The sequence below is a fragment of the Neobacillus soli NBRC 102451 genome (assembly GCF_001591665.1).
In the GTDB taxonomy this organism is placed as follows: Bacteria; Bacillota; Bacilli; order Bacillales; family Cytobacillaceae; genus Neobacillus; species Neobacillus soli.
Map to the genome: position 1 here is coordinate 13,399 of NZ_BCVI01000019.1, position 22,321 is coordinate 35,719.

Below are 22,321 nucleotides of genomic sequence, written 5' to 3' on the forward strand. Positions count from 1 at the left end.
ATTTAATATTTGGAAATTAGCAGATTTTAAATCAGCACGAATTTATCATTCCCCTTTTTCAAATAAAAATTTACCAATTTGACAAATATTTAGTTATAAACCACTTGCGATTTACTTCGTAGTATCGTAATCTAAGATTATAGTGAATATGTGAAATGTTTCACAAATATAAGAGCGATTGTTCTATTTTTTTAAAATTATATTGTGAAATGCTTCACAATATAATCATAGAGAAACCTTATAAAAATATATGGGGAGTGGGAAGTTATGGATAAACCAAAAATTGTCATCCTAGGAGCAGGCTATGGGGGACTCATCACAAATAAAACCCTAGAGAAATTATTAAAATCTGGTGAAGCAGATGTTACGCTAATTAATAAACATGAATATCATTACCTGACAACACAGCTTCATAAAACAGGCGTGGGGACTGCGACGGATCGTCAAATTGCTCTGTCCATCCCAGAATTAATCAATGTTAACAAAACTCGTTTTTTAAAAGCAGCGGTATCAACTGTTGATATCGATAACCAAGAAGTACATCTTGAAGACGGAGAAATGGTCAAATATGACTATTTATTAATAGCCTTGGGATTTGAAGTTGAAACGTTTGGTATTCCTGGTATTAAGGAGCATGCATTTGAAATTCGCAGCTTTAGAAGCTCCAAAGCGATTTACCATCACATCAAAAAACAATTTACTCTTTATAAAGAGGACCAAAATCCATCTCGTTTAACCTTCGTTGTAGCCGGCGGCGGTTTTACAGGTATTGAGATGCTAGGGGAATTGGCTGATGGCCTTCCAAAACTTTGTAAGGAACATGATATTCCATTTGAAAAAGTAAGAATTGTCGCCATTGAAGCGTCACCATCCGTTATCCCATTTTTCCCTAAGCAATGCATCGAATATACGACTGAAGTCTTAGAAAAGCGTCATATTGAATTAATCACTTCAACTAAAATACTTGAATGTACACCTGAAAAAGTTGTACTTGAAAACAATATCAATGTTCCGACTCAGACATTAATCTGGTCTTGTGGTGTAAAAGGAAACACGATTGTTCAAAAATGGGGATTACCGATTGAAAAAGGCAAAATCCCGGTGGATTCTTATCTTCGTGTTAAAAACATGAAAAACGTTTTTAGTATCGGAGATTGCTCATTATTCATGAAGGATGAGCAATCTTCCCTCCCACCGACAGCACAAGTAGCCCTGCAGCAGGCACCTATTTGTGCGAAAAACATCGTTGACAGCTTGCGAGGCGAATCACTAATGACCTTTGAATATCATCACAAAGGATCGGTTGCATCATTGGGACTTATGGCCGCTGTTGGTAAAGTAGGTGATTTCCGCTTATCCGGCTTATTTGGGGCCTTTATGAAGCAAGTTATTGAAGCCCGCTACCTGTTTAATCTAGGCGGCCCTGCACTTATAATCAAGCAGCACGTTGGCGTAAGCCGTGAACCAGTAAAAATGACGGCGAAGCAATAGCCTTAACTATTTATTTTAATTATTATCTCTGCCGGCTGGACTTCCCTCCACTTACCGGCAGATTTGATATAAAATAATCCCTTATAATGACAGGCCTTAACTTCCCCCAAATTTAGTCCCATTCTAAAAACTCAAGCCGATTGCCAAACGGGTCATTGACATGGATTCGGCTCGCACCTGGAAGATTGTTGTCTTCTGTATAGGGAACATCCTTCTTACTTAGGTGCTTTTTTAACGCTTCAATATTTTCAATCGCAAAGGCGGGATGCGCTTTTTTTGCTGGTGAAAATGGTTCTTCTACGCCAATGTGAAGTTGAAACGTCCCGAATTCAAACCACACCCCACCGCGTTTCTTTAATTCCTCAGGCTTTTCGACTTCGGTCAGCCCTAGAATTCCGCTAAAAAATTCTCTAGCTGCTTCCTCACAGCCTTTGGGAGCAGCAAGTTGGATATGGTCGATTTTTTTTAATAAAAAACCCATATTGACCCCTCCGTATTTTTCAAATTTCTACTTTCCATTTTACAAAATTTCTAATTTTCTTTCAAATTAAAACGGACTTATAGCGTATGAAAAAGGGCCATTCCTCATTTTTAGAAATAGCCCTTTTTCATTAATAGACATCTTTTTTAGTAAAGACAAAAAACGAAACGAACAAGGCGGCTGCCCACCAAACGAATAAGACTATAATCGAGAAGGAGAGATTCATTCCTTCTATCGGCGGTGCCGTTCCTTTCATATAGTCGGTTAACCGTAAATTGACCATAAAAAGGTATTTGGCCGATTCCCATGAGGATACCATATTCGTTAAGATCGCTCCTGAGATTAAGGCAGCAAGCATCACACCCATCCCCGCCGCCGTACTGCGGATTAAAACGGAAAGCATGAAGGATAAGGAACCGACCACAATCGCAACAAACCAAACAAGCCCAAAATCCATCAACAAAAATCTCCACATACTCATCAGTTTTACAGCAGAGGTGTTTAATCCTGATTCCGTCACATTAAACCCTGTTAAGATGGGTGCACCCCAGCCTTTAAACCCAAATACCGCTCCGGATATTAAATAGGAAAGGATTCCAGAGATAGCGATGATTAAAGAAATCGCTAAACAAAGGGTTATATATTTGCTCAAAAGTACTTTCCATCTTTTCACCGGCCTTGTTAACAATAGCTTGATAGAGCCAAGACTATGCTCGGAGGAAACCAAATCACTGGCAATGACCATGACCATTAAGGGTATAAATAGGTCGATAGAGCTTTCCAGAAATACTCTCATAAACGTTGGTGCACCCGGCTCGGCGGGGTTGATATCATGATCAAGATAATATTGTTGCTGCTTCAAGGAAATTTGCAGCTGCTTCTTCCATTCGTCTTGCATTCGACTGCTACTTAAGCGGTTGGTCGTATCGACTATCTGCTGCTGTAAAATCGTGCGCCAATCGCTTGTTCCTAATTTCTCTCGTTGTGTTTGGACTTGCTTATATTGTGCATAGGTAAATAACATCACGAGAACGCCAATGATTAGCGCAATCACGATAAGTCGTTTCTTGGCAATTAGCTTCATCATTTCATTTTGAATCAATTTATTCAATCGAATCACCCCCGGTAAGTTCGAGGAATAAATCTTCAAGCACTGGCATTTTTCGATTCATTTCGATGACAGAAACGCCTGCTTCAACCAGCTGTTTATTCCATTCTGGTATCTTCTCTTCATCAAATTCTGTCAGGATGGTGCCGTCCTCTTTCTCCTCCATTGGTGTTAATGAACTTAACACTTGTTTTCCTTTTTCAAAGGGAGAAATACGCCATACCACTCGTTCCCGATTTGCGAGTAGCTGCTGGACTGTATCCGTTCGAATAATTGTCCCTTTTGAAATGATGGCGACACGGTCGCATAAGAGTTGAATTTCGCTTAATAAATGACTGGAAACAAGGACGCTTAGGCCTTCATCTTCCGCAAGAAAACGAATAAATTCCCGCATTTCGCGGATTCCGGCTGGGTCTAACCCATTTGTTGGTTCATCGAGAATCAGCACTTTAGGCCTGCCTAAAAGGGCCTGAGCTATTCCTAATCGCTGCCTCATCCCTAATGAATAAGTTTTTACTTTATCATGGATTCTTTCAGTTAGTCCAACGAGCTCGGTAACTTCTTTAATTCGTTCCCCGCTAATCCCGTCAAGCATCCGGGCAAAATGCAGGAGGTTATTATAGCCTGAAAGATAGGGATATAACTCAGGATTTTCAACAATACAGCCGAGGCTCATCATCGCTTCCTGAAAATGCTCGTCTAAATTGTAACCACAAATGTGGATACTGCCTGATGTTGGTTTGATTAGTCCTACAAGCATCCGAATCGTTGTCGTTTTTCCGGCACCATTTGGTCCCAAGAATCCAAATACCTCTCCTTCACGTAAATCGAAGGTTAACCCCTTGATGATTTCTTTTTTCCCAATCACCTTTTTTAAATTCTTTACAGCTAATGTGATTTTTTTCTCCATTATTTCTTCTCCTTACCAGGTAAGCAATGAGGCCACTCGTTCGGCAATTAAACGGTACCCTTTTGTATTTGGATGAAACTTGTCTGCATATAGATAGTCACTTACTTTCAACTCAAATAAGTCGAAGGTTGGTACAAAGATAATTTTGGGAAAAGCAGCACTGACCTCGGCACTGTCATAATTCCAATGGCGAACCACTTTGGACATTTCTTTCCCCTGATCTAAATCAATGAATGGATTATACAAACCAATGAAAAACACATTGGCCTCACGATTGTTTTTGCGAATCTGTTCAAAAGTAAACTTCAGATTATCAAGGTATTTCTTTTCGATTGCAGCTATTTCTTTCGTTTTAAAATCCGTTAGACCCTGGCCCCCGCGAAATAAATCGTTACCGCCAATCGTCACCAATACTATATCAGCCTTTTGAATTTGCCGTCCGACTTCTGTTTGTTGTACTTGCTTACGGAGCTGATTTGAAGTTTGGCCATTGATGCCAAGGTTGGTCAGTTGGGCCGGACGCTTTGACTTCTCCTTTATTTCATCCAATAACATACCGACATAGCCTTTTCCGGTTTCATCACCTGTACCCCTCGTTAACGAATCACCTAGTGCGACGATTGTTAAGCCTTTTTTGTTTTCCACTTTCTTGGAAACAGTGTTTGTTTCCGGAACTTTCGCTGGCTTTCCAGCATAATATTCACCTACTGCAGATCCCAGCCCAATAAGCCAGAGAAGGCAAAATAATACCGCTATGACAGTAATGGACCGTATGACATTCTTATTCATAAAAAAACATCCTTTCTGGCCTTTTCTCTAATTTAATCATAGTTGAGGTCCGAATCAAACTTTGGAACACGGATATATCATGTTAAATATGGAAAGGTTCATTAATTCTTAACAAAAGGAACCCAAATGTTGGATTCCCAATGAAACGCTGTTAATCCCGTTCCTCAATCTTATTCTTGGTTAGTATCTCTGCCCTTCCACGAGAATGAAAGACCTTTAGTATGTTTTTTCCAAGCCTAATTCCAGTATGCATAAGTTCAAACCTATATTTTTTCACTAAATAAACAAGGATGGTAATAATCGCGAGGATGATAAAAGTTGCGATCATATATTTTTTAATAATCTGATGGAAGGTCTCCCAATTTGGACCAAGCATTTTCCCCAAAAATATAAAAGTAGAAACCCATATCATCGATCCAAGACAAGAGTAAACAGTAAAAATCAAAAAAGGCAGGCGAGTAATCCCCGCGAAATAACCAGTAAGGTGCCTTACACCCGGAATAAATAACGCAATGATCAGCAGCTTGTTACCGTATTTTTTAAACCAAGTGGAGGTAGCATGGAGCCGTTCCGGTCCCAAATGAATACGGCGTCCATATTTTTCAAAAAAGGGCATTCCAAGCTTTTGTCCTATCCAATAGGAGAGAACCATTCCTAATGTACAGCCAGTTGCAGCGGCAAGCACGCATCCGAACCAGTTTAGCTGCCCCTGAAACGAGAGGAAGCCGGCGTATCCCATCATTGCTTCGATTGGAATTGGAAGTGCCATAATACCAAGTGTTAAGGAGAGGAATAAGACTAGATACCCGAACTCATTCATAAAGGCAGTTAAATAATGCATGGGGCTCCCTCCTCTCCATCATGTGAACTTTTTTATATTGGTATTTTATCCATACTTCGCTAATATAGTAATCGTTTTACATGAAAGAATGAAAAAAGCCGACTTCCATCATTTTGGAAATCGGCTTGATTCTATTCTTCTAAATTGCCCATTGGGCCGAAGAATTCAAAGTGAATTCTTTCTTCATTCACACCTAATTCTTTTAACGAGCGGTTTATCGCTTTCATAAAGGGAACAGGTCCGCAGAAATAAAATTCTGCGTCCGTGATGGAGACTTTTTCTTTTAACCAATCACGTGTAATATAGCCTTCAACATCGAAGCGATTGTTTTTGCGATCCTCTTCTGTCGGTGAATCATAGAAGACATAGGCATTCAAGTTGTCGAGAGCTGCGAGTTCTTCCACTTCATCCCTCAAGGCATGAACATTTCCGTTTGCAGCCGCGTGAACAAATGTAACTTTACGTTCCGGCTGGATTTCAACCACTGTTTTTAACATACTCATCATTGGTGTTAAACCAACGCCACCGCTAAGTAACACAAGAGGTGTATGTTTTTCGGTATCGAGAACAAAATCACCTGCTGGTGCACTCACTTTAAGTATATCCCCTTCAACCACACCATCATGCAGGAAATTGGACACCCTTCCGTCTGGATTTGCGGCCCCAGCCTCGCGTTTCACACTAATTCGGTAGTAGTCTTTTCCAGGAGCATCTGAGAGGCTGTACTGACGAATATGTGTATACTCTTCACTCTTGATTTCTAGTTTAATACTAATATATTGACCAGGGATAAATGATGCAATTTCTTTGTTATCTTCTGGTTTTAGATAAAAAGAAGTTATAACATCACTCTCAACCACTTTTCGGTCAACAATAAAATGGCGGAATCCGTCCCAGCCGCCTTCTTGGTTAGCCGTTTCGTCATACATTTCTGCCTCGACGCTGATAAAGGCATCGGCAATCAGGCTATAGGCTTGAGCCCAGGCATCGTTGATTTCGTCGGTTGCTGCTTCACCTAACACATCCTTAATCGCTAATAAAAGATGTTTTCCGACGATTGGATAATGTTCAGGCTTTATTCCAAGGCTTCTATGTTTATGGGCAATTTGTTTTACTACTGGTAGAATGGCTTCAAGATTATCAATATACATTGCCGCAGCATAAACTGTGCCCGCTAGTGCCTTTTGCTGCCTGCCCTGTTTTTGGTTTGCATGATTAAAAATGTTTAATAATTCAGGATGATTACCAAACATGAGTTGATAAAAGCGTGTGGTAATTGTTTCTCCGTGTTTTTCTAGGACAGGTACGGTTGATTTTATAATTTCAATTGTATTTTGATCTAACAAACTAAACACTCCCTATATGTTTTCACTACATCCATAGTGATTATATGAAAAGAAACATAGGAAGTAAGTGATTTAAATCACACATTGCTATTTTTGAATAATTAGAACTAGGTCGTTATTCCTTTTTAATTCCTAACAAGCCGATGTAGGGCTTTAAAACGTCACAAAGTTTTCACTTTTTAACATGACAAATATAACTAGTAGGATAGGATTCATTCTTGTAATGTTTATGTTAGTTATTATTGCTACCCACTGGAGGAAAAGATTCAATGAACAAACCAAAAATTGCGTGGATTACCGACACAACGGCTTCGCTCAGCAAAGATTTTATTGAGCAGCATCAAATACACGTCATCCCTCTGCACGTTGTCATTAACGACGAATTCTACAAAGAAACGATAGATATTAGTCAACAGGAATTTTATGAACGGATGAAAAATGACGACGGAAAATTCCAAACCTCCCAAACAGCCATTTCTGACTTTGTAGACCTTTATAAAATATTAAAGGAAGAGTATGATTTTGGCATTGCCATTCATGCATCCAGTTTATTAACCGGTACCTATCAGTCATCGGTCATGGCAGCGGAAATGGAAGACTTTAAACTATTCGCTATAGATTCACAAACGGGCTCCTATCCACTCTCCTTTTTAGTTAAGAAAGGCATTGAACTTGTGGAACAAGGGCTTGGTCCTGATGAAGTGGTTGGGCAATTAAACGCTTTACGTGAGCACACACGGTTATATTTAGTCCCGTCCAATCTGGATCAGCTTCACAAAAGCGGCAGAGTATCCGGCGGGCAAAAAATATTGGCTTCTCTATTTAATATCAAGCCGATTTTATCGATTGAAGATGGCGGCGCGGCCAAAATTAAAGATAAGGTCCGCACCGAAAAGAAGGCCCAAACCTGGCTGGTTAATCGATTAAAAGAAGACCTTGAGACAAAAGCGGTAAGTAAGGTCGCTATTGTTCATGCTAATGACATAGAAAGAGCGGCAGGGCTTGAACAATTGGTAAACGAAACATTCCCTGATATCAAAACGGAATTAATGATGCTCATAACGGTTGCAGGTGTTCATACAGGTGTTGGGACACTTGGACTTTCATGGGTTTGTGAGTAATCGTTGATTTGCCCTGCTCGATGGCTTGGGTCAGCAAGGCGCATGATTTTTCATGCGTCTTTTATCGTTGGAAAAATAAAAATATCAAAGACTGTTATAATATGGTATTATCAAAATATTGATGAAACAACATGTATTGCTGATATTTATATAGACAAAAATATGGAAATGGATTTGAAAAGATGAAAAAAAAGAAGAGAATTATAACCATACTTGGGATTCTAGTGTTCTTAGGACTGATTTATGTTGGCCTCTTGCAATTTAAGATTAGCCAGTTTATTAAGGAAGCGCCCAAGAATGCAGACTATATCATCGTCCTTGGCGCAAGGGTAAAGGGAACCGTTCCTTCATTGGCATTTGCCAGCAGAATTAATGCGGCTGCGGATTATTTAAAGAAAAACAAAAATACAGTCGTCATTGCCTCTGGAGGAAAAGGTCCTGGTGAAGATATTTCCGAAGCGGAATCCGTTAAGAGTGAACTAATGAAAAATGGTATTAGCGAAAATCGGATTATTCTAGAAGATCAATCAACTGATACATATGAAAATATTGATTTTTCTAAAAAGCTGATCCCTCAAAATGCAAAGCTTGGACTGGTTGTTACGAATACTTTCCATCTGTACCGGGCCATATCAATCGCCCGTAACCAGAATTTAGATGTGCAGGGCCTCCCAGCTAAGACGCCGCGGAGTGCCGTTATCAAGTCGTATACCCGTGAATATTTGGCGATTACTAAATTTTATTTGAAAAGATATATTCTTGATTGATAGACAGAAAAACTCGACTAATTGGGGTCGAGTTTTTCTTTTATTGATTAGATTATTTTTGCATAAATACATGTCTATAATCCAACATTCCATTTTTGAGGAATGTTTATTACCAGAGCTAGGTAGCCTGGCTTTTTAGAATTTGGTAGGAAAAGGATTGTGTTTGTGACTAAATTGTTAAAGCGGACAGTAAAATATAAAATGTGGACAGTAAAATAAGAGAATTGGACAGTAAAACAGAATAAGTGGATAGTAAAACGCAAAAACTGGACAGTAAAAGTGGGATAGTAAACAGTTCTAATCAAATTGGGAATAATATTTTTAAAATTGGTAAGTAGCTAGGATAAAATATGTGTCATTTTCCAGTAAAACTTATATTTTAATCAAAATTGAACGTAAAAAAACTATTCAAAGACGAATTTACAAAAAAAAGACCCTTCCCATTAAGGAAGAGCCCATCAATTTGCGATTTTTAGTATGCTTTTGCCCAATAAACCATCTTACTAGCGTCATTTCCGCAGCAAACACATTTGTCAGCCACTTGTTCTTGCTCAAATGGCATACATCTAGAAGTTGCCCCAGTGTCTTCTTTGATTTTTTCTTCACATTCCAATTCTCCGCACCACATAGCCTTGATAAATCCAGGCTTTGCTTCTAGTGTTTCCTTTAATTCTGGAAGAGTTAATGCAATCGATGTTCTCTCTTCACGATGTTTTAAGGCTTTGTTAAATAAATTTGTTTGAACATCATCCAGTAATTCAACAAGTTTTTGTTCTAGTTGATCCAATGGCACGATTACTTTTTCCAAAGTATCACGACGAACCAAAACAACCTGTTTATTTTCAATGTCTTTCGGTCCAACTTCTAGGCGAACTGGAATTCCTTTCATTTCGTATTCATTGAATTTCCAGCCTGGCTTTTTATCGCTGGCATCAATACCAACCCGCGCCACCTGTGATAGCGACTTTTTCAAATCGTAAGCAAAATCCAGAACACCCTCTTTATGCTGCGCAATCGGCACAATCATCACTTGGGTTGGTGCCGCTTTTGGCGGAATGACAAGCCCACGGTCATCCCCATGCACCATAATCAAGGCACCGATGATTCTTGTCGTGAAGCCCCATGATGTTTGATGCACATACTGCAGCTTTCCTTCTTTGTCGGTGTATTGAATCCCGAATGCTTCAGCAAATCCGGTGCCAAAATGGTGTGAAGTTCCTGACTGCAAGGCTTTTCCATCATGCATTAAACTTTCAATTGTAAAAGTAGCTTTTGCACCAGCAAACTTTTCCTTCTCCGTCTTTTGTCCTTTTACAACTGGAATTGCCAAGACTGTTTCACAAAGTTCCGCATAAACATTCAGCATTTTGATGGTTTCTTCCATCGCGTCTTCATCCGTCGCATGTGCTGTATGGCCTTCCTGCCATAAAAACTCTAATGTGCGTAGGAATGGACGAGTTGTTTTTTCCCAGCGGACCACATTTGCCCATTGATTATAGAGTTTTGGTAAATCCCTGTAGGAATGAATGATATGACTATAGTGCTCGCAAAAAAGAACCTCAGAGGTAGGGCGAACAACCAATCTTTCAGCCAATTCCTCAGATCCGCCATGTGTCACCCATGCCACTTCAGGAGCAAACCCTTCAACATGATCTTTTTCTTTTTGCAGCAAGCTTTCAGGAATAAATAACGGCATATACACATTTTCATGGCCTGTTTCTTTAATACGGTGATCGAGTTCATTTTTAATATTATCCCATAGGGCATATCCATATGGGCGAATAATCATCGAACCGCGAACACTTGAATAATCAATCAAATCAGCTTTTGTGACAACATCGGTATACCACTGGGCGAAATCCTCGTCCATTGCAGTAACATCTTTAACAAATTCCTTAGCCATTTAAGACACCTCATTATTTTTTTTCTAAAGAGTATAAAGTTTTCTTCTTTGAGAATTGTCCAGCTCCAGCGCCCAGCGGCTAGTGGACTTCGCTCTTTTCCCTACGATAAGTCAAGCACGGATGCGCTCCGCTCTCCGTGTTTCCTTTATCTCAGTCGAAGCGCTCCAGTCCATACTCCGCTAATCGGGCACTCCCGCTTTTCCATATAAAAAGGCCTTGTTCCCAAAAAGGGACCAAGACCTGGCGATACCACCCTAACTTCATAAAGCGAATGCTTTATGCTCTTTCCATGATAACGGATTTTATCCGCTTGTATCTTCAAATGATCCGATACAGAACTCGGAGGCAGGTTCAATTGACCGTCTTAAGAAACCTCACACCAATGGTTTCCTCTCTTGGTAAGACAACTTCAATTTACTAATCCCCGTCATTGTTTCAATAGTATTTTTGAAAATTATATATTTCATTATAATAAAAGTCAATTCCTATTATGGCATATTTTCCTCAGGAAAACCAGATGCTGTGGGATTCTCTTTCAACTACTTTACAAATCGGTTAAAATGCAATTAATAGATAAAATTGAGGTGACGGGGCATAATGGAAAAGCGAAAGGATGATTTCAAACAAGAGGAAGAGGAAAAAGAATTTCTACTTGAATACATCAAAATGCAAAATGAGGCCCTAAAGCGTATCTATAAAAATGCGCTTGCTAAAGAAAAAAAGGAGTAACTCAAGAAATTCTCCATATATTTTTTCCTCCTGCAAGATTCATAAAACGTTCATATTAATCACGGAAAATACAAATTTCATTTCGTTATTTGCATTTATAATACTCTTATGGTGTTAATTTCTATTTATTTGAATTAGGCTACATAAGAGGAGACGAAACATGACTATTTTTTCAATTATTTCAGCTGCTTTTGTTGCGATTGGCACCGGCGTTTCCATTTATCTTGTTTACCGCAATAAGAATAAACTTTCCAACGTGCCGGGTATTATGATTAGCATGGTCATTGCCGTGATAACCGGGCTGCTTACAGGCAGTATCATTGGAATTACTTCCGGTGAGACGTTTCTTGTCATTGGTGTCAGTATGATTATTGGTTTCGTGATTGGTTTCTTAGCTGGCCACCCTGTAGGAATATTAGCTATCCTGATGGGATCTATATCCGGTTTAATGGGTGGGATTATTGGCGCCATCCTTGGTGTCTTTCTACAATTTATTAACCCTACAATTTTACTTGGTATTTTGTTAGGTTTTTATATTGTTATCATCGGATTCGTTAATGTCTATATTTTCGTAGAATCAAACAATAATTTTTCTATCGATACACAGGAACTCTCGCCTTTTGCCATTATCGCCGGCGGGGTTGTACTCGTATCATTGTTTTTATTTATATATAGCACGGATATGGTCAAACTCCCAACTCAAAGTGCCCCATCTCAAACGCAAGTTAAACGAGATTCAAGTCCTCAATCCACCTCCAAAACGGAGGTCGATGTTACAAATGAAAGCAAACCAAAAGTGAAGATGCTAGTAACGGAAAAAGGCTACACTCCTAATGTAATTAGGGTCAAAAAAGGGGTGACGGTAGAACTTGAAATAGAGAATCCACTCAAAAATAATAGTTGCTTATCCACCTTTATGATCCCAGATTTTAATATTAACAATGTTAACCTGAAGGTGGGCACCACGAATCTCTCATTCACCTCTGACAAAACAGGTGAATATACGTTTAGCTGTGGTATGAAAATGTTTAAGGGAACGGTTATTGTTGAATAGGTAATACAAGTAAGCACACGAGCTAATCGTGTGCCTTTTTTTTGATGATAGACCGCGCCAACTTGCAATTATTATATTTTCACATTACTTCAAGATTTTCTTCTTGGCGTTTCTTCCTTTTTCTTTCGGCACCAAGAACCTTGATAGATAAATAGATACCCGTCCCAGTTAAGAACATCATGGCAATAGCGACTAAATCAAGGAACCATTTCACTTCCGTATTGCCGATTCTTCCTTCATGAAGCCCCCTGATTGTGCTTATTAAGGATCCTTTGCCTATCCCTTCTCCCCGTGTTCTACCAGCTAAGTTTCCATTCCCGCCAAATCCGGAACGCCTTTGGTATTTTCCGTTTCCGTCCGTTCCAGTCTGTCCTTGCGTCTGACCACTAGATTGTCCCTGTTGTGGATTAACTGCTTGTCCTTGATTTTGACCAGTTCCTTGACCCCACCCACCTATATTTCCTTGTAGGAATTGACCTTGATTAAATTGGCCTGGTTGGAAATTACCTCTGCCACCCTCAATTTGTGATTGACCGATTAACCATGGTTCATTCATTAACAATCCTGTTAGTGACTCCATAAAGATAAATACCGAAGCAATTAAGCCAATCCATAAATGTAATCTTCTTGTCTTCTTCATCGTTAAAAATTTCTCCCTTCAAATCTACATAGTTTACTGAATGTGCTTGTATCATTCGATAAACTTATTATGAAGGGAGTTCCTTAAGATTTTCTTAAAAAAAAGAACCCAAAATTAACTTTTTTGGGCCCTTGGAAAGTTTATTTCAATTGTTGTACCTATCCCTAGGGTGCTCTGAACCTTTGTTTTTCCATGGTGTTTCTCAATTATCCACTTGGCAATCGACAAACCCAGCCCCGTTCCTTCAACAGCCGTCCGTGCTTGATCGCTTTGATAGAAACGGTCAAAGATTTTCGGAATATCCTGTTCGGACATCCCAATCCCGTTATCTTTAATTTGCAGGGAAATGGTCGAGTGACTCTGCTTGCAGGAAAGCAGAATTTCGCCGCCTTCTTTTGTGTATTTCATCGCATTGTCTAATAAGATGACGATTAGCTGGTGAATCCTTTCCTTATCCGCGAAAAATTTAACAGGTTCCACTGCATCTAAGCGAAGTGTCTTTTCTTGGTACATGACGATTTCCTCGTAATGCAAAATGATTTCCTTTAAAAGCTCATCAAGTTGGAAGGCCTGTTTCTTCATTTCAATTTGATCAGAGTCAGACCTCGCCAGTGTCAATAGGTTTGTAACTAATTTGGAAAGTCTTCTTGATTCATTGGAAATCGTTGAAACGTCAAGAATTTTATCTTTTATCGTTGCAGATGGCGACCGGAAAAGCAAATCAGTTTTAGCCTGGATGACTGCTAAGGGCGTTCTTAATTCGTGTGAGGCGTCGGAAACAAACTCCGTCTGTTTTTGCCAAGCTTTTTTAATCGGGACGAGTGCCCTCCCCGCTAGGAAATACCCTGAAGCAACAGCACAAATAATTCCAACCCCAATGCCAATCACCATAATTAACAAAAGCCTATTCAATAATTCTTTTTCCGAATTCACATTGCGGATGAATTGTACGGTTATTTTTCCTAATACAGGATTTTCCACCTCGAAGGCCACGTACCTAAACGAAAAGTCTTCCACATCAACATCCTGCAATGTATCTATTTTTTTGGGACGAATGAGCTTTTCGTTATCTTGAAAGATCTCGGAATTACGGTTTTTTTCTCCCAAGAGCTGATTATTTTTGTCCCATATTAACGTCATAATCCGCGGGTCTCTTCTTATGAATTTAGGACCTAGCCCCCTTTCATCTACATGATTTTCACCAGGCCCTAACGGCTGCTGCTGAACATGATTGATGGATTCGAGTAATGACTGATTGACATCCATATATAATTTATTTTCCGCGTAAAAATAAACGATGCTCCCTAGAATACTAATAAGCACAATAAAGACTAATGAATTCAAAAATGTCAGCTTGATATGTGTTTGCCGGAACATTTGTTACTCCTATTCTTCGTTCAGCATATAGCCAACGCCGCGGATGGTTTTAATGTCAGAATGATAGCCTGAAGGTTCTAGTTTTTTACGAAGATGATGCATAAATACCTCAACAATGGCGATGGTTGTATCCGAGTCGAAGCCCCATACACGGTCATAAATTTGTTCCTTTGTTAAAATGGTTCCTTTATTTTGAATCAGAAATTCCAATAGCTCATATTGCTTGGCAGTCAGTTTAATACGTTCCCCGCCAACCGTAACATCTCTTTCCTTACCTAATAATTCTATCCCCCGATATTGAATCGTTTGATTCGTCGTTAAACTGCCGCTCCTTCGTAATAAGGCTCGAATCCTTGCCTTTAACTCGGCCGCTTGAAACGGTTTGACTAAATAATCATCCCCGCCGCTGTCTAATCCCTTGACCCGGTCTTCTAAGGAATCCCTTGCTGTAAGAAAAAGCACGGGTACCTTTAAACCATCATTCCGTATCGTCTGCAAGACTTCAAAGCCATCAATTTCAGGGATCATCACGTCTAAAACAATCACATCATGTATATTTTGCATCGCTAAAAACAGGGCATCCTCGCCATTCGCTGCTTGGTCCACTTCAAACTCATCCGATAAAAGCTGCACGATTGACTCCAATAGTGGAAGATTATCTTCCACAACTAATAAACGCATTTCATTCTCTCCTCAAAAAGGAATTTTTATAAATTTATTATATAGCAATCAAAGCGACCGCAACATCTGCGATCGCTAACTAAACTTTTTTATTCGTATCTTAATGCCTGAATTGGATTTAATTTCGAGGCTTTATTCGCCGGAAAAACGCCAAAAATGACGCCGACGGCCAATGAGAATAAGAAGGACATTACCATCACGGATGAGGTAAACGAAACAGTTAAGCTTAAAAGCGAAGATAACGCTTTGCCAATTCCTACTCCTGTTAAAATACCAATCAGTCCCCCTACCCCGCTTAACACAACCGCCTCTATGAGGAATTGAAGAAGGACATCACGCCTTTTTGCCCCAATTGCTTTTCGAATCCCAATTTCTTTCGTGCGTTCTGAAACAGATACAAGCATGATATTCATAATGCCGATTCCGCCAACAAGCAAGGAAATACTAGCAATCCCGCCTAACATCATCGTCATTGTATTCGTTACTGAACTCATCGTATCCATTAAATCCTGTTGATTCGTCACGCTATATGAATCGCTTTTATTGGGATACAAGGACGCCATTTTCATTTCGACCTCATTCATGACAAGATCCATTTGGTCTTCACTTTTCCCTTGCAAATATACTTGGTTAATCGTTGTATTTTTCACTAAACGCTGTCCTGTGCTGAGCGGGACGATGACGACATTATCGCCGCTTTGTCCCATGGAACTACCTTTAGAGACCAAGACACCTACTATTTTAAAAGATGTACCTTCAATTTGGAGATATTGGCCTACAGGGTTTGTCGTCCCAAATAAGGTGGAAGCCGTATCTGCCCCAATTACGGCAATCTTTTGCCTATATTCGATATCTAGGTCGGTGATGAATCGCCCGTTACTAACCTTTGTATCCTTTACACTTGAATAAGCGGCATTTGTCCCCGTTAATGTTACCTGCGAGGTTGTTTTCTCCTTTTTCACATTGACTCTTCCGGAAACAACCGGCGATACCGCCTTTACCCCATTCAATTTACTAAGCTCATTAATTTTATCTTCCGTTAAAGCTAAATCGTTGCCAAAGGTATTGATGGTTAATAGGTTGGTCCCAAGCTGATTAATCCGGCTGGTGACATTTTGAGCTGACCCCTGGGCAATCGACACCAGAATGATGACGGATGAAACTCCAATAATCATCCCAAGCATCGTTAATGCGGACCTGAGTTTATTACTTTTTATACTGCGGAGTGCCATTTTAATAGATTGCAATATTCCCAATCGGTTCACCCCCATTCTCTAGCAGTTCCCCGTCTTGGATGCTAACCATTCGCCTTGCTTGTTTGGCAATCGCTAAATCGTGAGTAATTAAAATAATCGTATGCCCTAATTCATTCAATTCTTTCATGACTTCGAGGATTTCTATACTCGTTTTACTGTCTAGCGCACCGGTTGGTTCATCAGCCAGGAGGATAGCCGGATTGCCGGCTAGTGCCCTTGCAATCGCCACCCGTTGCTGCTGCCCCCCAGATAGCTGGGTTGGCAAATGACCGGCCCTCTCTATGAGTCCGACCTTAGTTAATCCTTCTAACGCCTTCTCACGACGCTGTTTTGCAGGTAATCCAGCATATAACAAGGGCAGCTCTACATTCTCAAGGGCCGTTAATTTTGTTAACAGATTAAAGTTTTGAAAAATAAAGCCGATTTTCTGATTCCGAATCATCGCTAATTGATTATCATTCATTTTTCCAATGTCCTTACCATCAAGCAAGTACTTTCCCGATTGTGGTCGATCAAGGCAGCCAATCATGTTCATTAACGTCGATTTTCCTGAACCAGAGGGGCCGATAATTGCTAAAAATTCCCCTTTCTTAATCTCAATCGAAACATTATTTAAGGCGTGGACGGTTTCACCGCCGAGCTTATAGGTCTTCATGAGATGACTAATTTCAATAATCGGTTCACCCATTAGTTTCCACTCCTTCCGCCAGTCTGTCCTTGTCCTCCCCAGTTTCGGTTCGTTCGATTCATACCGCCCATTTCACTCATGCCGCCGCCAAACCCGCCGCCTTGCATCATTCCTTTTGTGTAACTTGACGAAGAGCTTCCAGTAGCTAATTGAGGTAATTGGACAGTATCTCCTTTGGTAGCACCCTCGGTAATCTCCACATTATCCTCATTTGCTAACCCCGTTTTCACTGTTTTTTGCTCTGTCCCTGAAGATTGATTTTCTGTGCTTGCGGATGAAACAATGACATATTTCTGATTGTTAGCACTGTAAATGGCATCTAGCGGTACATAAAGGGCGTTTTCCTTACTTGCTGTAAGAATACTTGCTTCTGTACTCATGCCTACCTTTAAGTTATCAGGCTTGTCGATATGGACAGTCACATCAAAGGTGGAAACGCCATTTGATGCAGTACCCTCTTCTGCAACTGCTGTTACTTTTCCGGTGTAGTTTTGATCTGGATACGCATTTACCTTTAAGCTTACCGTTTGGCCATTTTTAATTTTCGGAATATCCAGCTCGTCAATTTGGACGACGGTTTGTAAATCCTTGTAATTTGTTACATGAGCAACAACTTGTCCGCTTGTAACCCTTTCCCCCGCTGCAACAGAAATTGTTGAAATCATCCCCGCAGCAGGCGCTGTAATCGGGTCGCTGCCATCTGTAAAAGTAATCAATTCATCGCCTTTTTTTACATTCTCTCCTGCGGCTGCCAACACTTCGTCCACTTCATTGTTATCGATTGTTGATTTTATATCTTCACTCGTAACCGGCTGTACCGTCCCAGACCCGCTGATTTTGACTTCTAGCTTACCTTTTTGAACAACCGCCGTTCGAACCTGCGCTGACGCTGTTTGCGTACTTGTTTTTGATGAAAACCATTGATAGCCAACAAAACCAACTACCAGTACACTTACTACTATTAAAATCCATTTTTTCATATATACTTACTCCTTTTCTGGCCCTGGCCATCTCCCCAAGGCACACTCTAATTTGGAATAAGCCTATTATTATCTTCGTTCCTTAACTTTTCCTTAAAGTTAAAAGTTACTTCTTAAAATCCGCCGATAAGATGCGCCGATTAGGCCAGATTATCCGCCGATTGGGACTGTCGGATCACGTAAAAAGAATCAGCGGTTTTTTTACATTACATTAATAAGTTAACGCGTTAATATATTTGAATAATAAAATTATTAAAAAAATTCTTTTATTTATATAATATTCTGTTATATAATAAAAAACAGAAAGCGATAAAGGGGGAAATTTATGGAGACGTTTGTTAATTGGCTTAGTGGAATTATTTGGAGTCCAGCACTTATTTATTTATGCTTAGGGGTAGGTTTGTTTTATTCACTTGCAACAAGATTTCTTCAAGTAAGGCATATGAAGGACATTATTAAACTTACATTCAAAGGTGAAAAATCAGAAGCAGGTATTTCATCATTCCAAGCGTTAAATCTAGCATTGTCTGGAAGAGTTGGAACAGGAAATATCGCTGGGGTCGCTACTGCCATCGCATTTGGCGGGCCAGGCGCGGTTTTCTGGATGTGGCTGATTGCATTCTTAGGAGCAGGTTCAGCATTTATTGAAGCAACTTTAGGTCAAGTGTATAAGGTAAAGCAAGATGGCCAATTCCGTGGCGGCCCAGCCTATTACATAGAAAAAGGCTTGAAAATGAAATGGTATGCGGTTTTATTTGCCATTGTAACTGTTATAGCAACAGGGGTGCTTTTACCAGGTGTACAAGCAAATAGTATTGCTGCTGGAATTGATAACGCTTTCGGAATTAGCCCGGCCATTACAGGCGGCGCATTAGTGGTTTTCCTTGCGATCATCATCTTTGGCGGTGTAAAACGGATTGCCCGCGTTGCTGAATTCGTTGTTCCATTCATGGCTTCAGGATATATCATTGTTGCCCTTCTTATTACCTTTATGAATATTTCTGAGTTGCCAGCAGTCTTAAAACTTATCTTTTCCAGTGCATTTGGTTCAAATGCCGCCTTTGGAGGAATCTTAGGAGCCGCCATTTCATGGGGAGTGAAACGTGGAATTTATTCCAATGAAGCAGGCCAAGGAACAGCACCGCACGCTGCTGCAGCAGCAGAGGTTTCCCACCCTGCCAAACAAGGAATTGTTCAAGCATTTTCAGTTTATGTTGATACATTATTTGTCTGTTCTGCAACAGCTTTTATGATTCTGATTACTGGTATGTACAATGTTGTTCCAGAAGGTGGAAAAGCAATTGTGAAAAAACTTGGTGATATGGAACCAGGACCAGGGTATACACAATCCGCTGTTGAATCGGTGTTACCGGGATTTGGAGCCCCATTTGTTGCGATTGCCTTATTATTCTTCGCCTTTACTACGATCATGGCCTATTATTATATGGCGGAAACGAATCTAGCCTATATTAATAAAAATGTAAAACGAGTCTGGTCTGAATACGTTCTCAAAATCGCTATCTTAGGAATGGTATTCTATGGCTGCGTGAAAACAGCTGGTCTTGCCTGGACATTAGGGGATATTGGTGTTGGAAGTATGGCCTGGTTAAATATTATTGCCATTCTCCTTCTTACAAAACCAGCCTTAAAAGTGCTAAAAGATTACGAAGCACAGCTTAAAGATGGAAAGGACCCAGTATTTGATCCGGTAAAAATAGGATTTAAAGATGCTGACTTCTGGGAGCATGAATATTCTAAGCCTATCGAAAAGAAAGAAAAGACAGGTTGATGTCTTATGATTGAAATAGATAAGGGGCTGACTTTATTCTTAAGTTAGTCCCTTACTTTTATATAATGCCCTTAGAATATCTTATACTCACCAAAGCTTTCATAGAACCATCTTCTAAGGAGATATTCATCTAAGCACTTGGGCTTTTTTAGTTCAATGTCCCTCCCCTTCTTCACATCCCTTTTTACTTCTACCCATTCATTTTTGGTCCGCTTCAGTTGAACCATTACGTTTTGATTTGAGCTTTCTTTATATAACAAATACCCCTTGTTTGGATCTCCATTAAAGAAATAAAGCCTTCTATCTCCTTTGCTCACTCCTCCAAAAAATTTAGACAGGCTATTTAACAGTTTTTCTTCTTTTCCAAGCAGCAGGGTGGTATCCCGGATGTTATCAAAGGTAAAATATTTTATATCCCTATTAGTTTGTTGTTTAGCTAAGTCCTCAAATGTTGCAAAAATATCTGCAAAAATGTTGTTGGTAAATTCCACATATTTCTCTCTGAATTCATTCATGCAGTCATCCGACAATTGAGGGTGTTCAGCACGCGCGCTACTGTTGTTGAAAAGAAAGATTATAATGATAGTAAATAGCGAAAATAAGAATCTTCTCACGGCCCTTTCACCTCTTATTTATCGTCCCACAAAAAATGCCGCCTATACCTATAGCTAAAGTTTGAAACTTTTCTCCTCTTTTTCCGTAGAATTAAGAGTGGACGAATATTTACGTAACTATATTGAGCGTGAATTTTTTCCCTTTATCAAAAATAGATTTATAATGGTACATATGAACAAATAATGATTAGGAGTGAAAAATGTGGGTGTAACTCTTAGTAAGGGGCAAAAGGTAGATTTAACGAAATCTCACCCCGGTCTGCAAAACGTTGTTGTTGGGTTAGGCTGGAATATTAGCAATCAAGGTTCAAATTTTGATTTGGATGCTTCGTCATTTTTATTAGGCGAAACCGGAAAGGTAAACAGTGATCAAGATTTTGTTTTTTACAATAACCCTTCCGGTGGAAATGGCTCAATCATTTACAGCGGTGATAATCGGATTGGTTCAGGGGTAAGGGATGATGAACAAATCAGGATCGATTTAAAAAGCGTCCCTGCCCATATCCATCGGATTGCCTTTACCATTACGATTCATGATGCACAAGTGAAACGGCAAAACTTCGGACAGATTTCTGATTCCTATGTGCGCATTTTTAATGAACAGACGAATGAGGAACTCTTGAGATTTAACTTAGGAAGAGATTTTACGGTTGAAACAGCTATCGTGGCGGCGGAACTGTATCGCCATAACGGAGAATGGAAATTCAATGCGATTGCCAGCGGCTTCCAAGGTGGATTATCTGCATTATGCCGTAACTTTGGTGTCACTGTTGATGATCCTCCCGTAAACATGCCGTCAACACCACCAGCCGCTCAGCCTAATTACCAACAAAGTCAAAGTAATCATCAATCGATACAACAAGGTCAGCCGTATCAGCAAAAAACGAATAATAATATGCCATATCAACAAAACCAAACCACTTATAATCCATATCAGCAAAGCCAAAATAACCCTAGTCCTTACCAGCAAAATCAAACATCGCAGCCAAACCTGTTTCAAGGTCAGCCGTCCCATCAGCAGCCTGCTTATGGGTATCCGTCTCAGTCTACCTATCCATCGACGCCTAGCTCGCGCAGCTCATATGGCGGAGATGATATCGTTTGTCCACGCTGCCATTCCACAAATGTCCGGACTGGAAAGAAGGGCTTTGGGCTTGGGAAGGCCGCGATTGGCGGATTAATTCTTGGTCCGGTCGGGTTACTTGGAGGCTTTATTGGAAACAATCAACTAAAGCTAACCTGTAATAGCTGTGGAAGCTCCTGGTCCCCTAATCAAACCGATTATGCGGAGTGGGCAAACAACCAAAAAAGAAAAGCGCAAGATGTATTTAGCCGCTTTAAAAGCCAGGATGTACTCGAAGCTGTCGTTGCTGCCTGTGCATTAGTCGCGATGGCCGACGGGTACTTAGACGCTTCTGAACGTCAGAAAATGATGGAGTTTGTTAATCAAAGCGAAGAGCTACGGGTTTTTGACACGAATAAAGTCATCCAAAAATTCAACCTTTTCGTTTCTAGATTGGAAAATGACCGCATGCTCGGCCGTGCCGAGGCATTTCGTGCACTTGGAAAAATAAGAACGAAGCCCGAGGTTGCTCGACTAGTCGCACGTTATTGCATCGCAATCGGCTATGCAGACGGAAACTTCGATCCCCAAGAACAACAAATGGTCGCAGATATCTGCCGCGAACTTGGCCTAAACCCAGCTGAGTTTCTTTCATAATAGATAAAAAACCTCAAACCCGAGCAGGGATTGAG

At 40.1% G+C, this 22,321-nt stretch carries 21 protein-coding genes and 1 other annotated feature; of the genes, 7 read left to right on the plus strand and 14 right to left on the minus strand.

The window, feature by feature from the left end; genetic code table 11:
* Nucleotides 1-267: 267 nt before the first annotated feature.
* Complete coding sequence (locus tag BSO02S_RS07695) at nt 268-1,491, plus strand: NAD(P)/FAD-dependent oxidoreductase (protein ID WP_066064910.1); 1,224 nt, start codon at nt 268-270, stop codon at nt 1,489-1,491.
* 112 nt (nt 1,492-1,603) lie between these two features.
* On the opposite strand, the gene BSO02S_RS07700 is transcribed toward BSO02S_RS07695, so the two are convergent.
* The 6 genes from BSO02S_RS07700 to hmpA all read right to left on the minus strand — a co-directional run bounded on the left by BSO02S_RS07700 (nt 1,604) and on the right by hmpA (nt 6,966).
* Nucleotides 1,604-1,972 carry a VOC family protein gene (locus BSO02S_RS07700; protein WP_066064913.1) on the minus strand — a complete coding sequence of 123 codons (369 nt, stop codon included), beginning with the start codon at nt 1,970-1,972 and terminating at the stop codon, nt 1,604-1,606.
* 130 nt (nt 1,973-2,102) lie between these two features.
* The gene (locus BSO02S_RS07705; protein ID WP_066064915.1) at nt 2,103-3,083 is read right to left on the minus strand and encodes an ABC transporter permease; all 981 of its coding nucleotides are present in this window, start codon (nt 3,081-3,083) and stop codon (nt 2,103-2,105) included.
* Complete coding sequence (locus tag BSO02S_RS07710) at nt 3,076-3,990, minus strand: ABC transporter ATP-binding protein (RefSeq protein WP_066064918.1); 915 nt, start codon at nt 3,988-3,990, stop codon at nt 3,076-3,078. Before BSO02S_RS07710 ends, BSO02S_RS07705 begins: the two co-directional genes overlap by 8 nt.
* A 12-nt stretch (nt 3,991-4,002) precedes the next feature.
* Nucleotides 4,003-4,779 (minus strand): SGNH/GDSL hydrolase family protein, encoded by a 777-nt coding sequence (locus BSO02S_RS07715; protein ID WP_066064921.1) that lies wholly within the window; start codon nt 4,777-4,779, stop codon nt 4,003-4,005.
* A gap of 151 nt (nt 4,780-4,930) precedes the next feature.
* Nucleotides 4,931-5,620 carry a DedA family protein gene (locus BSO02S_RS07720; RefSeq protein ID WP_084374938.1) on the minus strand — a complete coding sequence of 230 codons (690 nt, stop codon included), beginning with the start codon at nt 5,618-5,620 and terminating at the stop codon, nt 4,931-4,933.
* A gap of 131 nt (nt 5,621-5,751) precedes the next feature.
* The gene (gene hmpA, locus BSO02S_RS07725; protein ID WP_066064926.1) at nt 5,752-6,966 is read right to left on the minus strand and encodes an NO-inducible flavohemoprotein; all 1,215 of its coding nucleotides are present in this window, start codon (nt 6,964-6,966) and stop codon (nt 5,752-5,754) included.
* 269 nt (nt 6,967-7,235) lie between these two features.
* On the opposite strand from hmpA, the gene BSO02S_RS07730 reads away from it, so the two are divergent.
* Both BSO02S_RS07730 and BSO02S_RS07735 read left to right on the plus strand, forming a co-directional pair.
* Nucleotides 7,236-8,087 (plus strand): DegV family protein, encoded by an 852-nt coding sequence (locus BSO02S_RS07730; protein WP_066064929.1) that lies wholly within the window; start codon nt 7,236-7,238, stop codon nt 8,085-8,087.
* Nucleotides 8,088-8,269: 182 nt separating this feature from the next.
* Nucleotides 8,270-8,854, plus strand: coding sequence for a YdcF family protein (locus BSO02S_RS07735; protein ID WP_066064931.1), 585 nt, complete (start codon nt 8,270-8,272; stop codon nt 8,852-8,854).
* Nucleotides 8,855-9,326: 472 nt separating this feature from the next.
* Here BSO02S_RS07735 and proS read toward each other — a convergent pair whose 3' ends face one another.
* Entirely contained in the window at nt 9,327-10,757 is a 1,431-nt protein-coding gene (gene proS / locus BSO02S_RS07740) for a proline--tRNA ligase (protein WP_066064935.1), read from the minus strand.
* Between the two features lie 226 nt (nt 10,758-10,983).
* Nucleotides 10,984-11,198, minus strand: a binding site (T-box leader).
* A gap of 157 nt (nt 11,199-11,355) precedes the next feature.
* Here proS and BSO02S_RS28260 point away from each other — a divergent pair.
* Together BSO02S_RS28260 and BSO02S_RS07745 are read left to right on the plus strand one after the other, a co-directional pair.
* The gene (locus tag BSO02S_RS28260) at nt 11,356-11,487 is read left to right on the plus strand and encodes a hypothetical protein (RefSeq protein ID WP_268875991.1); all 132 of its coding nucleotides are present in this window, start codon (nt 11,356-11,358) and stop codon (nt 11,485-11,487) included.
* Nucleotides 11,488-11,647: 160 nt separating this feature from the next.
* On the plus strand, nt 11,648-12,541 hold the full coding sequence (locus tag BSO02S_RS07745; RefSeq protein WP_066064938.1) for a cupredoxin domain-containing protein: 894 nt from the start codon (nt 11,648-11,650) through the stop codon (nt 12,539-12,541).
* Nucleotides 12,542-12,620: 79 nt separating this feature from the next.
* On the opposite strand, the gene BSO02S_RS07750 is transcribed toward BSO02S_RS07745, so the two are convergent.
* The 6 genes from BSO02S_RS07750 to BSO02S_RS07775 all read right to left on the minus strand — a co-directional run bounded on the left by BSO02S_RS07750 (nt 12,621) and on the right by BSO02S_RS07775 (nt 18,163).
* Nucleotides 12,621-13,181: a PepSY-associated TM helix domain-containing protein gene (locus tag BSO02S_RS07750; protein WP_066064940.1), complete on the minus strand. Its 561-nt coding sequence runs from the start codon at nt 13,179-13,181 to the stop codon at nt 12,621-12,623.
* A 114-nt stretch (nt 13,182-13,295) separates the two neighbouring features.
* Entirely contained in the window at nt 13,296-14,558 is a 1,263-nt protein-coding gene (locus tag BSO02S_RS07755; RefSeq protein WP_066064943.1) for a sensor histidine kinase, read from the minus strand.
* 9 nt (nt 14,559-14,567) lie between these two features.
* Nucleotides 14,568-15,239 carry a response regulator transcription factor gene (locus BSO02S_RS07760; protein WP_066064944.1) on the minus strand — a complete coding sequence of 224 codons (672 nt, stop codon included), beginning with the start codon at nt 15,237-15,239 and terminating at the stop codon, nt 14,568-14,570.
* Between the two features lie 89 nt (nt 15,240-15,328).
* The gene (locus BSO02S_RS07765; RefSeq protein WP_084374939.1) at nt 15,329-16,495 is read right to left on the minus strand and encodes an ABC transporter permease; all 1,167 of its coding nucleotides are present in this window, start codon (nt 16,493-16,495) and stop codon (nt 15,329-15,331) included.
* A complete protein-coding gene (locus tag BSO02S_RS07770; RefSeq protein WP_066064947.1) occupies nt 16,473-17,183 on the minus strand; it encodes an ABC transporter ATP-binding protein in 711 nt (236 codons plus the stop codon). The genes BSO02S_RS07765 and BSO02S_RS07770 overlap by 23 nt, the downstream gene beginning before the upstream one ends.
* Nucleotides 17,183-18,163 (minus strand): efflux RND transporter periplasmic adaptor subunit, encoded by a 981-nt coding sequence (locus BSO02S_RS07775; RefSeq protein ID WP_066064952.1) that lies wholly within the window; start codon nt 18,161-18,163, stop codon nt 17,183-17,185. Before BSO02S_RS07775 ends, BSO02S_RS07770 begins: the two co-directional genes overlap by 1 nt.
* Before the next feature lie 325 nt (nt 18,164-18,488).
* On the opposite strand from BSO02S_RS07775, the gene BSO02S_RS07780 reads away from it, so the two are divergent.
* Nucleotides 18,489-19,952 (plus strand): alanine/glycine:cation symporter family protein, encoded by a 1,464-nt coding sequence (locus BSO02S_RS07780; protein ID WP_066064955.1) that lies wholly within the window; start codon nt 18,489-18,491, stop codon nt 19,950-19,952.
* Nucleotides 19,953-20,023: 71 nt separating this feature from the next.
* On the opposite strand, the gene BSO02S_RS07785 is transcribed toward BSO02S_RS07780, so the two are convergent.
* A complete protein-coding gene (locus tag BSO02S_RS07785; RefSeq protein WP_142303732.1) occupies nt 20,024-20,467 on the minus strand; it encodes a hypothetical protein in 444 nt (147 codons plus the stop codon).
* A 301-nt stretch (nt 20,468-20,768) separates the two neighbouring features.
* On the opposite strand from BSO02S_RS07785, the gene BSO02S_RS07790 reads away from it, so the two are divergent.
* Nucleotides 20,769-22,286: a TerD family protein gene (locus BSO02S_RS07790; protein ID WP_066064961.1), complete on the plus strand. Its 1,518-nt coding sequence runs from the start codon at nt 20,769-20,771 to the stop codon at nt 22,284-22,286.
* The last annotated feature ends 35 nt before the right edge of the window (nt 22,287-22,321 follow it).